The organism is Pseudomonas fluorescens, from assembly GCF_001307155.1.
In the GTDB taxonomy this organism is placed as follows: domain Bacteria; phylum Pseudomonadota; class Gammaproteobacteria; order Pseudomonadales; family Pseudomonadaceae; genus Aquipseudomonas; species Aquipseudomonas helvetica.
This window is the reverse complement of the sequence record NZ_CP012830.1, coordinates 2692391-2707843: the sequence shown is the minus strand read 5'-3', so window position 1 is coordinate 2707843 and position 15453 is coordinate 2692391. Positions and strand designations below refer to the sequence as shown.

Here is a 15453-nt window from a genome sequence, read left to right as displayed (position 1 = left end):
TGATTCCCCAAACGGTTGCGGACAAGTCTCTACCTAAGTCAAAAATGGGCCAACGAACGCTGATCCCCGTAGCGCGGGATTATCTAGTAGGCCGCGTTACAACGCATCAGGGGTAACAAAGTATTTATCGCGAAAAACCCCTGTTTTCGACCGAAACACGCCTGAAAAGATGTTTCAAGCGTCTTCAGGTCTGTAACAGGAAGGTTACCGGGCCATCATTGACCAGATGCACCTGCATGTCTGCGCCAAATCTACCTGATGCCACTTTGCCATGTAACTGCTGCGCTTTGGTCAATATATAGCCAAAAAGCTCTTCTCCGAGTGCCGGTGGGGCCGCGGTAGAAAAGCTCGGACGCAAACCATTTTTGGTATCGGCGGCCAGGGTGAACTGCGAGACCAACAGCAAACCACCGCCGACATCGGCCAAGGACAGATTCATCTTGCCCTCGGCGTCACTGAATACCCGATAGTTAAGCAGCTTATGCAGAAGTTTGTCGGCGCTGGCCCGAGTGTCTTGCGGCTCGACCGCCACCAGCACCAGCAAACCCTGATCTACTGCGCCAACAACCTCCCCCGCCACTTCGACGCGTGCATTTCGCACGCGTTGCAACAGGCCCTTCATGCTTCTTCAGGCGGCAGATCAAGCAAACGCCGGGCCATCTGGCTGGCCGCACGCACCAATGCATCGGTGATACCCGGCTCGGACGCTGCGTGCCCGGCATCGCGGATCACCTGCAGTTCGCTGTTCGGCCAGGCCTGATGCAGTTCCCAGGCATTATCCAGCGGGCAGATCACATCGTAACGGCCGTGGACGATGACGCCGGGCAAATGGGCGATCTTGCCCATGTCGCGAATCAGCTGGTTCGGCTCGAGGAACGCGTTGTTGGTGAAGTAGTGGCATTCGATCCGGGCAATCGACAGCGCGCGCTGTGGCTCGGAGAAGCGGTCGACCACCATCGGGTTCGGCCGCAAGGTAGCCGTGCGGCCTTCCCAGGTCGACCAGGCCTTGGCCGCGTGCATCTGGGCAATCTGGTCGTTGCCGATCAGGCGCTTGTGGAACGCGCTGAGCAGGTCGTCGCGCTCGTCCAGCGGGATCGGCGCGATGTAGTCCTGCCAGTAATCCGGGAACAGACGGCTGGCGCCAGCCTGGTAGAACCATTCGATTTCCTGCGGGCGGCAGAGAAAGATCCCGCGCAGGATCAGACCGTGCACACGCTCCGGGTGGGTTTGTGCGTAGGCCAGGGCCAGGGTCGAACCCCAGGAGCCGCCGAACAGCACCCATTTGTCGATCCCCAGGTGCTGGCGAATCCGCTCAAGGTCGGCGACCAGATCCCAGGTGGTGTTGTTTTCGAGGTTGGCGTGGGGCGTGGAACGACCGCAGCCGCGCTGATCGAAGGTAACGATGCGGTACAGGTTCGGATCGAAGTAGCGCCGACTCTGCGCATCACAACCGGCCCCCGGGCCGCCGTGAATGAACACCACCGGCAAACCTTCCGGTGAACCGCTTTCGTCGACGTACAGCGTGTGTATTGCATCGACGGCCAGATCGTGCCGGGCGTAGGGTTTGATCTGCGGGTACAAAGTCTGCATTGCGCGCTCCGTAAGGGGTCGAGTTCATCCCTGGGGGGACTTCAATTATTCTGCCGTCCGGCATCATAAACCCGAATTACCTGAATGAGCATGCCCACAAAAAATCAGACTTCGCTTACAAGAAACCGATTCAAATATGCCAACAGGTTTTCATAGAGCAGATCCACTTCCGCGACCTCGCCCCGGCCCCGCAAACACCCGTGAATCAGCCCTTTGCCTGAATACAGGTTGACCTCGCCCCCGGCGGCTTCAAGTCGCCGGGCATAACTGATGCCGTCGTCGCGTAGCGGGTCGAACTGTGCGACGGCGATCATTGCCGCTGGCAAACCGCTGAAATCATCAGCGAGCAATGGCATGGCGTAGGCCGGCGGCTGCCGCGTACCGCGCAGGTACAACGCGTGATAGCAGTCCAGGTCGCTGCTGCTGAGTAGCGGCGCATCAGCACATTCGCTGCGTGATGGAAGACTGGCGTCACCGCCCAGTCCTGGGTAAATCAAGACTTGTGCACAGGGCAGGCGCTCGCCCCGGTCACGCAACGCCAGGCACAACGCCGCGGCAAGATTACCTCCGGCGCTGTCACCGGCCACCAGCATCCGCGTCGCGTCCAGCGCAAACGGGCTCGCTCCCGCGCACAACGCTTGCCAGACGCCCAGGCAGTCATCGAACGCCGCCGGGAATGGGTGCTCCGGTGCCAGTCGGTAATCGACAGCAATCACCAGCACGCCCAGAACCGCCGACAACTCGGTGCAGATGAAGTCGTGCGAGTCCAGATCTCCCACCACCCAGCCACCGCCGTGCAGATAAAGGATGCACGGCCAACCCGAATCCGGCGGTGCCACCGCTGGCTGGTAGGACCGGGCACGAACGCCTTCCAGCGTGAAGTCGGCGACCTCCAGCCCATCCGGGCGAGCCGGGGTAAATGCCCGGCACATTTGACTGTAAGCCTGACGCAGCCCGTCCAGGCTGCTGTCAGGGCTGTTGAAGCTGAGGGTTTTCTCGACAAAGGCCGAGAGCTGCGCAGAGATCGGATAATCAGCCATAAGGTTCTCGACGGCTCAGAGCTTCAGGCTGGCTTGTACCGCCTTCACACCGTCCTTGCCATCGAAACTGCTGACACCCGCCAACCAGCGCTGAAGATCCTCGGGATGGTCACGCAGCCATTGGCGGGCAACTTCCTGTGCGGTCTTGCGCTCCATGATCGGCACCATCAACTGGCTTTCCTGAGCGGCGGTGAACGTCAGGTTTTCCAACAGACGGTTCACGTTCGGGCAACGTTGGGCGTAGTCAGGCGCGGTCACGGTCGATACCGTCGCCGCACCTTCGTTAGGACCGTAGACATCTTCGCTGCCGGTCAGGTAGTTGATCTTCATGTTGATGTTCATTGGATGCGGGGTCCAGCCGACGAACACCACGAACTCCTTGCGATTGATTGCCCGCTGCACGGCGGCCAGCATGCCGGCCTCGCCGGATTCGATCAGCTTGAAGTCCTTGAGGCCAAAGTGATTGGTCTCGATCATGGTTTTGATCGTGGTGTTGGCGCCGCTGCCCGGCTCGATGCCGTAGATCTTGCCACCCAGCTGGTCTTTGAATCTGGCGATATCGCCGAAGGTTTTCAGGCCCGCTGCCGCGACATAGTCAGGCACTGCGAGGGTGGCCTGGGCGTCAGACAGGCTGGGCCTGTCCATGACTTTGAGCTGATTGGCGGCGATGAACGGCGCGATGTTCTTGTCCATCGCGGGCTTCCAGTAGCCGAGGAAGATATCCAGGCGTTTGTCGCGGATGCCGGCGAAGATGATTTGCTGCACGGCGCTGGTTTGCTTGCTTTCGTAGCCAAGCCCGTTGAGCAAGACTTCGGCCATGCCACTGGTGGCGATCACGTCGGTCCAGTTGACCACGCCCATGCGCACGGATTGGCAGGACGCCGGTTCGCTGGCAAAGGTGTTGGTGCTCAGGAGTGCGGTGCCGGTAAGGATTAACAGACAGCGGTTGAACAGTCGTTTCATCGGGAAGGCTCGCTCGGCAGCTGGTTATTGTGGGCCCGGTGTCTTCGTGCACCGTGCCCACAACGTTACTCAGCGTCTGAGCGACAAAAACGCCCTGAGGCGACCGTGTCTTGCACGGTGGCGACCGCAACCGATCGTTGTGGCGAGGGAGCTTGCTCCCGCTGGGCCGCGAAGCGGCCCTGAAAACAGCCACTTCTCAGTATCTGCAAGATCCGACTGGCAGGCTTTGCAACTGCTGCGCAGTTGAGCGGGAGCAAGCTCCCTCGCCACAAGATAGTGTCAGGCGTAGTGTTTCTGCCCCCAGGCCAACAACCCTTGCAGCAACTCCTTGAGCACCACCTGCGTCGGTGCCGCCAGGTCAGGCCGATAGCGGAACGGTTCGACCTCTTCCATGTAAGTGCACTGCCCCAACTCCAGCTGCACCGCATGGATGTTTTCGGCCGGGTTGCCGTAATGACGGGTGATGTGGCCGCCCTTGAAGCGCCCGTTAAGCACATGGCTGTAATCCGTGTGCCGGGCGCAGATCGCTTCGAGCTGGCTGGCCAGCTGCGGATCGCAACTGGCGCCGTTGAACGTGCCGAGGTTGAAGTCCGGCAGCTTGCCGTCGAACAGGTGCGGGATCACCGAACGGATCGAATGCGCATCGAACAACAACGCATAACCGAACTCGGCCTTCAGCCGCGCCAGCTCTTGCTGCAGGGTGCTGTGGTACGGCGTCCAGACCTTTTCCAGGTAGCTCGCACGTTCCTCAGCCGACGGCTCCAGCCCTTCGCGGAACAACGGCACGCCGTCGAACAATGTCGCCGGGTACAGGCCCGTCGTCGCACCGACATACATCGGCTTGTCGTCAGACGGCCGGTTGAGGTCGATGACGAACCGCGAATACTCGGCGGCCAGGGTGCTGGCGCCCAGCTCGGCGGCGAACTCGTAGAGCGTGGGAATATGCCAGTCGGTGTCCGGCAGGCTTTTTGCCTCGGGAATCAAACCGGCTTCAACCGCAGGCGTCAGACGCACGCCAGCGTGAGGCATGCTGATCAGCAGCGGCACCCGGCCTTGTTTGAAGTTCAGAACCTTATCCACAACCGTTCTCCTATAACTCGACTTCAACGCCGTGACGCACGACGCGTTTTTCCAGGTCACCGCCCAACCAGTACGACAGGTCGGCTGGACGATCGATTTGCCAGGCCACGAAGTCGGCGACTTTGCCGACTTCAAGCGAACCGTGGGTACGCTCCATGCCCAATGCCGTCGCGGCGTGAATGGTCGCGCCGGCCAGGGCCTCTTCCGGGGTCATGCGGAAGCAGGTGCAGGCCATGTTCAACATCAACCGAACCGACAACGCCGGCGAAGTGCCAGGGTTAAGGTCGCTGGCGATGGCGATTTTCACCCCATGCTTGCGCAAGGCATCCATCGGCGGCAATTGGGTTTCCCGCAGGAAGTAGAAGGCTCCTGGCAGCAACACGGCAACGGTCCCGGAGGCCGCCATGGCGATGGCGTCCTCTTCGGTCATGAACTCCAGATGGTCGGCCGACAGCGCGTGATAACGCGCTGCCAGGCTGGAGCCGTGCAAGGACGACAGTTGCTCGGCATGCAGCTTCAGCGGCAAACCGAGCTTCTGCGCGGCGACGAACACCCGCTCGACCTGCGCTGGCGAAAACGCCAGGTATTCGCAGAACGCATCCACCGCATCCACCAGGCCTTCGGCAGCCAGCGCCGGCAGCATTTCGCTGCAGATATGTTCGATGTAGTCGTCGGCGCGGTCGACGTACTCTGGCGGCAAGGCGTGAGCGGCCAGGCAGGTGCTGCGCACACTGATCGGCAGTTCGGCGCCGAGACGACGGATCACCCGCAGGATCTTCCGCTCACTGGCGAGGTCGAGGCCATAACCGGATTTCATCTCGATGCTGGTCACACCGTCACGCATCAGGCTTTTCAGACGCTTCTTCGCACTGGCGAACAGCTCGTCCTCGGTCGCCGCACGCGTGGCACGCACAGTACTGGCAATGCCGCCACCGGCCGCGGCGATTTCTGCGTAGCTCACGCCTTGCAGGCGTTGCTCGAACTCGCCGCTGCGGTTGCCGCCGAACACCGTGTGGGTATGGCAGTCGATCAGGCCCGGGGTGACCCAGGCCCCCGCGAGGTCATGGACCTCGAGGTATTCACCGGACGGCAGCTCGCTACGTGGGCCGATCCACTCAATGTGCGCTCCTGACGTCACGATGGCGGCATCCTCGATGATCGAGTAAGTGCCCTGCGCCATGCTTGCAACGTGGCAGTGTTGCCAGAGAGTTTTCATCCGAGGCCTCCGTTAGTTATCGATTAGAAAAAGAAGGATCACGCGCGACCAGGGCCGCCTGCCCTGCCGCCGGTTTGACCCACATCAGATAGGCCAGTACCAGCAACACAATCCAGACCACGCCGACGATCAGCGCCGCTTGGGTATCCGGGAAATAACCCAGCACGCCGAAGACAAACAGCATGAAGGCAATCGCCGCCATCGGCGCATACGGCCAGAACGGTACCGGGAATTTCAGCTGCGCCACTTGCTCGGCGGTCATGGAACGACGCATCGCCACCTGAGTGAACAGAATCATCAGCCAGACCCAGACGGTAGCAAAGGTCGCAATGGACGCGATCAGCAGAAATACGTTTTCCGGGATCAGGTAGTTCAGCAACACGCCCAGCAGCAGCGCAACGCTCATCACCACCACGGTCATCCATGGCACGCCATTGCGCGACAGGTGGGCGAAGCCCTTCGGTGCGTGCCCTTGCTGGGCCAGACCGAACATCATGCGGCCAGCGCCGAAGATGTCACTGTTGATCGCCGAAATCGCCGCCGTAATCACCACAATATTAAGGATGGTGGCCGCCGAGCTGATCCCCAGCTTATCGAAGATCTGCACGAACGGGCTGCCCTGGCTACCGATCTGCTGCCAAGGAAAGATCGACATCAGCACCAGCATCGTCAGCACGTAGAACAGCAGAATCCGCAATGGTACGGCGTTGATTGCACGAGGCAGCACGTGCTGCGGGTCTTTGGCCTCACCGGCGGTGACGCCAATGATTTCAATACCGCCAAACGCAAACATCACCACCGCGAACGAAGCGATCAGACCGCCCATGCCATTAGGCATGAAGCCGCCTTGGGTCCAGAGGTTGCTGATGTCGGTCACCTGGCCTGGGGCCGTGCTGATACCGAACAGCATGATGCCGAAGCCCCCGAGGATCATCGCAACGATAGCGGCGACCTTGAGCAGCGACAGCCAGAATTCCATTTCGCCGAAGACTTTGACGTTGCACAGGTTCAAGCCGCCGACGATGGAAACGACGCCCAATACCCAAATCCAGCGAGAGACTTCCGGGAACCAGAAGCCCATGTAAATACCGAACGCAGTGACGTCGGCCATGCCGACGATGACCATTTCGAATGCGTACGTCCAACCGAGGATGAAGCCTGCCATCGGTCCCAGGTAAGTACTGGCGTATTGACCGAAAGAACCTGCGACCGGGTTGTGCACAGCCATTTCGCCAAGGGCGCGCATGACCATGAACACCGCTGCGCCACCAATCAGGTAGGCAAGCAGCACCGCAGGACCGGCCATCTGGATGGCCGAGGCAGAACCGTAAAACAGCCCGGTGCCGATCGCCGACCCCAGTGCCATGAAGCGAATATGTCGGGCCGATAGCCCGCGTTTCAAGCCGTTTGCTGGCTTTTGCATTTCTCGTCCTTAGTTGTTCTTATCGACGCAAAAATCGAATCGCGAGCAGGCTCGCTCCCACAGGTTCAGCGTAATCCTTGTGGGAGCGAGCCTGCTCGCGATGGGGCATTACAGGCTAGGCAGCAACTTCGCCATCACCAGCTCATTCAGGCAGCGCGAAGCCAGCAGCTCGCTCGCGGCGTTGATGTCCGGTGCAAAGAAACGGTCCTTCTCGTAGAACGGTACTTTGGCGCGCAGGGTGCTGCGAGCTTTTTCCAGTTTCGACGAAGTCTTCAGACCGTCGCGCAGGTCCAGGCCCTGGCAGGCAGCCAGCCACTCGACAGCCAGAACGCCGCGAGTGTTTTCAGCCATTTCCCACAGACGCTTGCCAGCGGCCGGGGCCATGGAAACGTGGTCTTCCTGGTTGGCTGACGTCGGCAGGCTGTCGACCGAATGCGGATGCGCCAGTGCCTTGTTTTCGCTGGCCAGAGCCGCCGCAGTCACCTGGGCGATCATGAAGCCGGAGTTCACGCCACCGTTGGCCACCAGGAACGGCGGCAGTTGCGACATGTGCTTGTCCATCATCAGCGAGATACGACGCTCGCTCAGGGAACCGATTTCAGCGATGGCCAGGGCCATGTTGTCAGCTGCCATGGCAACCGGCTCGGCGTGGAAGTTACCGCCGGAGATCACGTCACCTTCAGCGGCGAAAACCAACGGGTTATCCGACACGGCGTTGGCTTCGATAGCCAACACTTCAGCGGCCTGACGGAACTGAGTCAGGCAGGCGCCCATGACTTGCGGCTGGCAGCGCAGCGAGTACGGGTCCTGAACCTTTTCGCAGTTCTCGTGCGAATCGGAAACTTCGCTGCGTTCACCCAGCAGGTCGCGGTAAGCGGCAGCAGCGTCGATCTGGCCTTTTTGACCACGAGCAGCGTGAATACGTGCATCGAACGGCGAACGCGAGCCCAGCACGGCTTCAACGGTCAGACCGCCAAGGGCCAGGGCGCCAGCGAACAGGTCTTCGCCTTCGAACAGGCCACGCAGTGCGTAAGCGGTGGACACCTGAGTGCCGTTAAGCAGCGCCAGACCTTCTTTGGCCGCCAGGGTCAGCGGCTTGAGGCCTGCGACTTTCAGCGCCTCAGTTGCTGGCAGCCATTCACCTTTGTAACGGGCCTTGCCTTCGCCCAGCAGCACCAGCGACATGTGGGCCAGAGGCGCCAGGTCACCGGAAGCACCGACCGAACCTTTCAACGGAATGTGCGGGTAAACCTCAGCGTTGATCAAGGCGATCAGCGCGTCGATCACCACCCGGCGAATGCCGGAGAAACCACGGCTCAGGCTGTTGACCTTGAGCACCATGATCAGACGCACCAGAGCGTCGCTGATTGGCTCGCCCACACCGGCAGCGTGAGACAACACCAGCGAGCGCTGGAGGTTTTCCAGGTCTTCGCTGGCAATGCGGGTCGAAGCCAGCAGGCCGAAACCGGTGTTGATACCGTAGGCCGTGCGGTTTTCCACGAGGATCTGTTCCACGCAGGCAACACTGGCTTCGATCTGGGCAGAGGCACTGTCGTCGAGACGGACGTTGACCGGTTGCTGATAAACAGCGCGCAGTTGGGCAAGACTCAGTTGGCCAGGGATAAGATTCAGAGCAGTCACATTTATTCTCCTTTTGAGAGTTTTTTATGCTCTTTATATAAGAGCAGTTAACTAACCAGACGCTCCGGATGATTCCGTTGTCCGTCGCCGCCCGCTTCTTGAGGGGGTGGCGCCTTGGCACGCTGGCTTTTGTAGAAATCAGTACAACTTGGGTAACGCGGTTTACAGCAGTATCGGGTCTTTCAAAATCAATTCAGCCTGAAACATGGCATCTCTCCTAAACCACCGCCGCACGCCGCTGGACAAACCGGTCGACGTATTCATCGGCCGGCGAGTGAAGGATCTCTTTCGGCGTGCCGACCTGGATCAACTGCCCATCCTTGAGAATCGCAATCCGGTTACCGATGCGCACGGCTTCATCGAGGTCATGGGTGATGAACACGATGGTCTTGTGCAAGGTCTGTTGCAGTTCGAGCAACTGGTCCTGCATCTCGGCGCGGATCAGCGGGTCAAGGGCACTGAAGGCTTCATCCATCAGGATGATGTCGGTGTCCGCCGCCAAGGCGCGAGCCAGGCCCACACGCTGACGCATACCGCCAGACAGCTGATGTGGGTATTTGTTTTCGTAGCCTTGAAGGCCCACGGTGTTGATCCAGTGCTGCGCGCGCTCGGCGCACACTTGCTTGCTTTCACCACGCACTTTCAAACCGTAGGCGACGTTGTCCAGTACGTTCTTGTGGGGCAACAGGCCGAAGCTCTGGAACACCATGCTGATCTTGTGCCGACGAAATTCGCGCAGGGCTTCCATGTCGTATTGCAGGATGTCCACGCCATCCACCAGGATCACGCCGCTGGTCGGGTCGATCAGGCGGTTGATGTGCCGCACCAGTGTCGACTTGCCGGAACCCGACAGGCCCATGATCACGAATATCTCGCCGGTAGCGATGCTCAGTGACAGATCATTCACGCCAATCACACAGCCGGTCTCGGCCAGTACCTGATCCTTGCTCTTGTTCTGTCGGATCATGTCCAGCGCGTCTGCCGAACGGTCACCGAAAATCTTGAAAACGTTTTTGACTTCGATCTTGGCGGCATTGCTCATTGGCTCACCTCATGCCGCGGACGACCGTAGGCCTGGGTAATGCGGTCAATGACCACCGCCAGAATCACGATCGCCAGACCGGCTTCAAGACCGCGTCCGACATTAAGGGTCTGGATCCCCACCAGCACGTCTTCACCCAAGCCACGCGCACCGATCATCGAGGCGATTACCACCATCGACAGGGCCATCATGGTGGTCTGGTTGATCCCGGCCATGATGCTCGGCAGCGCCAGCGGCAGTTGCACGCCAAACAGTTGCTGCCAGCGGTTGGCACCAAAGGCATTGATCGCTTCCATGACTTCGCGATCGACCTGGCGAATGCCCAGATCGGTCAGGCGAATCAGTGGCGGTACGGCGTAGATCACGGTGGCGAAAATCGCCGGGACCTTGCCCAGACCGAACAGCATCAGCACCGGGATCAGGTACACGAAGCTGGGCATGGTCTGCATGATGTCGAGCAGCGGCATCAACACTGAACGCAGGCGATTGCTGCGCGCCGAAAAAATGCCCAACGGAATGCCGATCAACACCGAAATAACCGTCGCCACCAGCATCAGCGCCAACGTTTGCATGAGCTTGTCCCAGAGGCCGACAGCGCCCACCAGGAACAGCAAACCAACGATCACCGCCGTCGTCACCAGCTTGCGGGTCGCGTGCCAGGCAATGCCGGCAACGATCACCAGCATCAACCACCACGGCGCCGCGCGCAGCAGGCCTTCGAGGTTGACGATGGCCCAGAGCAAGGTGTCGGAGATGTGGCGGAACACATCCCCGTAGTTGACGACCAGCGAATCAACCCAGACGTTGACCCGGTCGGCGATGGAAAAGGTGAAGCTTTCGGGAAACATAAGAGACTCTCAATCAAGTGGATGTGGCGAACGTCCCGGCCAGCCTCTCGGTTAGCCGGGAGGTATCTGCCTACAGTTCCGCGTTGATTTTCCTGGCAGTGTCGGTGGTGACCCGCAACTGCCAGATCTCAGGATGTGCCTTCACGAAGATCTTCGCCAGTTTCGTCCAGTCAGATTGCTGCAACGCTATCCGCCCCGCTTGTTTTCACTTTTACAGCCTCGTCCTGCTCTACCGGCAGTATCAGCCGATCAGGTACTGCGCTATGCCACTTCTTGGCTGCGAAGTAATACATCGCCGCCGGGACCACCAGGCCGATGATCCACGAGATGTCGGTATCACCGAGGCTCGCGACCAGAGGGCCGGTGTAGAAGTGAGTGGAAATGAACGGCATTTGAATCAACACGCCGAACACGTAAATGCTGATGCCCATGATGTTCCAGCGACCGTAGCGACCCTCGGGGTTGGACAGTGCCGGAATGTCATAACGCTCTTTGGTGATGCAGTAGAAGTCCACCAGGTTGATCGCGCTCCACGGCGTGAAGAACGCCAGCAGGAACAGGATGAACGCGGAGAATTCCTTGAGGAACGAGTCCTTGCCAAGCAATGCCAGAGCCGCGGCAAGCGACACCATGATGAAGATGTACAGCAGGCGCACACCGCTTCCAATGTGGCGGCTGCCACGGAAGCCACTGATGATCGTCGCGATCGACATGAAGCTGCCGTAGGCGTTCAAGGTGGTCACGGTGACTTTGCCGAAAGCCACGGCGAAGTACAGCAGCGCCGCGACAATCCCGGTACCGCCCAGGCTGACGATGAACGACACCTCGTGGTGAGCGAACTGCGAACCGGCCAGGGCTGCGGCGAACACACCGAAGACCATCGACGCCTGCGCACCGATTACCGAACCCAGGCCAACAGCCCAGAAGGTTTTCTTAGCCTGCGTGCTGCGCGGCAAGTAACGCGAGTAGTCCGCCACATAAGGGCCGAACGCGATCTGCCAGGACGCCGACAGCGACACCGCCAACAGGAAACTCGCCACCGAGAAGTGCTTGTTGCCCAGCAATGCGCCGATGTCGTTACCGGCCAGCAGTTTGTAGAACAGGTAGATGAACGCCACCACGCCCAGCACACTGGCGACCCGGCCGATGCCGTGGATCACCCGATAGCCGAAGATGGTGAAGACCATGATCGAGCCGGCGAACAGCGTGATACCGACCCAGTCTTCGACGTGCAGCAACTGCGCAACTGCCTGCCCTGCCAGCAAGGATCCGCTGGCCGAGAAGCCGATGTACATCAGGCACACCAGCACCAGCGGAATCACCGCCCCATACACGCCAAACTGCACGCGACTGGAGATCATTTGCGGCAAGCCGAGTTGCGGACCTTGTGCGGCGTGCAGCGCCATGACGCCACCGCCGAGCAATTGGCCGATCAGCAAACCGACCAACGACCAGAACACATCCCCGCCCAGTACCACCGCCAATGCACCCGTCACAATCGCGGTGATTTGCAGGTTGGCACCCAACCACAGGGTGAACTGACTCAATAGACGACCGTGTCTTTCCGCTTCCGGGATGTAGTCGATCGAACGTTTCTCGATCAACGGCTTACTGCGTGCACGATCATCATTAGCCATGGGTCAACCTCTTTGGATTGTTCGTGGAATTCAATCTGTCCCTGTAGGAGCTGAGCTTGCTCGCGATGGCGATGTACCTGACACACCGCGTCATCGTTCATCGCGAGCAAGCTTTGCTCCTACAGGTTCGCATCAGGCCGAGGCCCGTTTTTTATTTACCGGTGATCATCGGCAGGTTCAGGCCCTGCTCCTTGGCACAGTCGATAGCGATCTGGTAACCGGCATCGGCGTGACGCATAACACCGGTGGCCGGGTCGTTGTGCAGCACGCGAGCAATACGCTCGGCCGCTTCGTCAGTACCGTCGCAGACAATCACCATGCCCGAGTGCTGGGAGAAGCCCATGCCGACGCCACCGCCGTGGTGCAGGGAAACCCAGGTTGCTCCGCTCGCGGTGTTCAGCAGAGCGTTAAGCAGTGGCCAGTCGGACACGGCATCGGAACCGTCCTGCATGGACTCGGTTTCGCGGTTAGGGCTCGCCACCGAACCGGAGTCCAGGTGGTCGCGGCCGATCACGATCGGTGCCGACAGCTCGCCGCTGCGGACCATTTCGTTGAACGCCAGGCCCAGCTTGGCGCGCAGACCCAGACCCACCCAGCAGATACGTGCCGGCAGACCCTGGAAGCTGATGCGCTCGCGCGCCATGTCCAGCCAGTTGTGCAGGTGGGCGTCGTCCGGGATCAGTTCTTTGACCTTGGCGTCGGTTTTGTAGATGTCTTCAGCGTTGCCCGACAGTGCAGCCCAACGGAACGGACCGATACCGCGGCAGAACAGCGGACGGATGTAAGCCGGTACGAAGCCCGGGAAGTCGAATGCGTTCTCGACGCCTTCTTCTTGCGCCATCTGACGGATGTTGTTGCCGTAGTCGAACGTCGGGATGCCTTGCTTCTGGAAGTCGAGCATCGCTTTGACGTGCACGGCCATCGATTGCTTGGCGGCTTTGATCACAGCAGCCGGCTCGGTCTTGGCGCGAGCGCGGTACTCTTCCCAGGTCCAACCGGCTGGCAGGTAACCGTTGAGCGGATCGTGGGCGCTGGTCTGGTCGGTGACCATGTCCGGACGCACACCGCGACGGACCAATTCCGGCAGGATTTCTGCCGCGTTACCCAGCAGGGCGATGGAAATCGCTTTGCCTTCTTTGGTGTATTTGGCGATGCGCGCCAGCGCGTCGTCGAGATCTTTGGCCTGCTCGTCGACATAACGGCTTTTCAGACGGAAATCGATGCTCACTTGTTGGCATTCGATGTTCAGTGAGCACGCGCCGGCCAGGGTCGCGGCCAGTGGTTGAGCGCCGCCCATGCCGCCCAGACCGGCGGTCAGGACCCAGCGACCGGTGAGGTTGTCGTTGTAGTGCTGGCGACCGGCTTCAACGAAGGTTTCGTAGGTGCCTTGAACGATGCCCTGGCTGCCGATGTAGATCCAGCTGCCGGCGGTCATCTGGCCGTACATGGCCAGGCCTTTGGCGTCGAGTTCGTTGAAGTGCTCCCAGCTCGCCCAGTGTGGCACCAGGTTGGAGTTGGCGATCAGCACGCGCGGGGCGTTGCTGTGAGTCTTGAAGACGCCGACCGGCTTGCCGGATTGCACCAGCAGGGTCTCGTCGTCATTCAGGTTGGTCAGGCTCTCGACGATCTTGTCGTAGCATTCCCAGTTACGCGCCGCGCGACCGATACCGCCGTAAACCACCAGTTCTTTAGGGTTCTCGGCAACTTCCGGGTCGAGGTTGTTCATCAACATGCGCAGCGGCGCTTCGGTCAGCCAGCTTTTGGCGGTCAGCTTGTTGCCACGCGGGGCACGGATTTCAACGTCACGGTGCTTAGTAAAAGTGACGGGGGTCGGTTTCTGGGTATTGTCAGTCACGAAAAAAACTCCTCAGCAATCAATCCAAACCAGCCCAGGCAGTGGGCGAGCAAGCCAATGTGCAGATGGTGCACACCGGCGAATCAGTGGACGATGGTCGAGTCTTCGTGACTCATACGCATACGTCTTTACTTGTACATACAAGCATATGCAATCAAGCGGCCAACTTTCTGGATGGCGCTTCAACAAAGTGCTGACCTGGCTGAAAAGCCCTTGGGACAAGGGTTTTGCGGCTGTCGATATTTTTTGGGGAAGGATTTTTTCGAGGAGTGACAGTTGTTACCTGAGCGCGGTTTTGCGCCACGCTGGGGCGTTCGGTAACAAAACTGGTGCGCACAGGGAAACGCTGGAGGTTGGTTTTTGTGGCGAGGGAGCTTGCCCCCGTCGACCGGTCCGCGCTCGGGCGTAGCAGTCGCAGAATCGGAGATTCAATACAGGGGACAGGGTAGGCATGCAGCCATTGGGGCGGCTTCGCCACCCAGCGGGGGCAAGCCCCCTCGCCACAGAAAAGCTCCCGGAATAGGGAGCTCAGAGTGCTGTCAGTTCAATCACGCAGCACTGGCCATTGACGGAAACATCCAGCAGCCCAGTGTTACCGCCCAGCTGCAGACAATCATGACGACCCAGCACTTGGGCCGCACTGCCATTGATTCGAACTTCAAGCGCATCAGCCACGCTGAAAACCAGCAGCGTTCCGGCAGAACTGAAAAACCGTTGCTCGCCCTTCAGCCACTGCAACCGCGCCTGGTAGCGATTTGGCGCATAAATCAGGTTGAAGTCGCGGATCGCACCGCCAAGCAGGGTGCAGGAAACATGGCTTTCGCCACTGAACGCAAACGGGTCCAGCGGTAACAGGGGCCGCGTGTTCTGGCCGTCGACCGTCAAGGTCATGCCTTCACCCTGCAGCACGGTGATGACCCGCTCGTAGCCTGCAAAGGTCGAGAACCCGCCCGACTCACCGATATCGGCAATCGACAGGCGCCAGCCAAAGCCATCCAGGCCGGTGCCTGCATCGCGGGTGATTTCTTCGGTGCTGCCGCCGCCGTTTTTCCACGGCATGCGCGGATAATTGGCCGCGCGCAAAACGTTCAACTGGCCCATTTATGTCTCTTTATTGA

General features: G+C 59.9%; 13 protein-coding genes. All 13 read right to left on the bottom strand.

Translation table 11 applies throughout. The annotated features are described in order from the left end of the window. Positions 1 to 184 precede the first annotated feature (184 nt). The 13 genes from dtd to AO353_RS12245 all read right to left on the bottom strand — a co-directional run bounded on the left by dtd (position 185) and on the right by AO353_RS12245 (position 15436). Positions 185 to 622 carry a D-aminoacyl-tRNA deacylase gene (gene dtd / locus AO353_RS12305; protein WP_054595196.1) on the bottom strand — a complete coding sequence of 146 codons (438 nt, stop codon included), beginning with the start codon at positions 620 to 622 and terminating at the stop codon, positions 185 to 187. Continuing rightward, positions 619 to 1590 (bottom strand): prolyl aminopeptidase, encoded by a 972-nt coding sequence (pip, locus tag AO353_RS12300; protein ID WP_054595195.1) that lies wholly within the window; start codon positions 1588 to 1590, stop codon positions 619 to 621. The genes dtd and pip overlap by 4 nt, the downstream gene beginning before the upstream one ends. 104 nt (positions 1591 to 1694) lie before the next feature. Next, positions 1695 to 2630, bottom strand: a complete 936-nt coding sequence (locus tag AO353_RS12295; protein ID WP_054595194.1) for an alpha/beta hydrolase — start codon at positions 2628 to 2630, stop codon at positions 1695 to 1697. A gap of 15 nt (positions 2631 to 2645) precedes the next feature. Continuing rightward, positions 2646 to 3593, bottom strand: coding sequence for a choline ABC transporter substrate-binding protein (locus AO353_RS12290; protein ID WP_054595193.1), 948 nt, complete (start codon positions 3591 to 3593; stop codon positions 2646 to 2648). A 279-nt stretch (positions 3594 to 3872) separates the two neighbouring features. After that, positions 3873 to 4673: an N-formylglutamate deformylase gene (gene hutG, locus AO353_RS12285; protein WP_054595192.1), complete on the bottom strand. Its 801-nt coding sequence runs from the start codon at positions 4671 to 4673 to the stop codon at positions 3873 to 3875. A gap of 10 nt (positions 4674 to 4683) precedes the next feature. Continuing rightward, a complete protein-coding gene (gene hutI / locus AO353_RS12280; protein WP_054595191.1) occupies positions 4684 to 5889 on the bottom strand; it encodes an imidazolonepropionase in 1206 nt (401 codons plus the stop codon). Between the two features lie 16 nt (positions 5890 to 5905). Further along, positions 5906 to 7312 carry an amino acid permease gene (locus tag AO353_RS12275; protein WP_054595190.1) on the bottom strand — a complete coding sequence of 469 codons (1407 nt, stop codon included), beginning with the start codon at positions 7310 to 7312 and terminating at the stop codon, positions 5906 to 5908. 108 nt (positions 7313 to 7420) lie between these two features. Beyond that, positions 7421 to 8953, bottom strand: a complete 1533-nt coding sequence (hutH, locus tag AO353_RS12270; protein WP_054595189.1) for a histidine ammonia-lyase — start codon at positions 8951 to 8953, stop codon at positions 7421 to 7423. A 217-nt stretch (positions 8954 to 9170) separates the two neighbouring features. Then, positions 9171 to 9995, bottom strand: a complete 825-nt coding sequence (locus tag AO353_RS12265) for a quaternary amine ABC transporter ATP-binding protein (protein ID WP_054595188.1) — start codon at positions 9993 to 9995, stop codon at positions 9171 to 9173. Continuing rightward, on the bottom strand, positions 9992 to 10843 hold the full coding sequence (locus AO353_RS12260; protein WP_054595187.1) for an ABC transporter permease: 852 nt from the start codon (positions 10841 to 10843) through the stop codon (positions 9992 to 9994). Before AO353_RS12260 ends, AO353_RS12265 begins: the two co-directional genes overlap by 4 nt. A gap of 170 nt (positions 10844 to 11013) precedes the next feature. Further along, positions 11014 to 12480: a purine-cytosine permease family protein gene (locus tag AO353_RS12255; protein WP_054595186.1), complete on the bottom strand. Its 1467-nt coding sequence runs from the start codon at positions 12478 to 12480 to the stop codon at positions 11014 to 11016. 151 nt (positions 12481 to 12631) lie between these two features. Then, entirely contained in the window at positions 12632 to 14335 is a 1704-nt protein-coding gene (gene hutU, locus AO353_RS12250; RefSeq protein WP_054595185.1) for a urocanate hydratase, read from the bottom strand. A 528-nt stretch (positions 14336 to 14863) separates the two neighbouring features. Further along, positions 14864 to 15436 (bottom strand): HutD family protein, encoded by a 573-nt coding sequence (locus AO353_RS12245; protein ID WP_054595184.1) that lies wholly within the window; start codon positions 15434 to 15436, stop codon positions 14864 to 14866. Between the last annotated feature and the right edge of the window lie 17 nt (positions 15437 to 15453).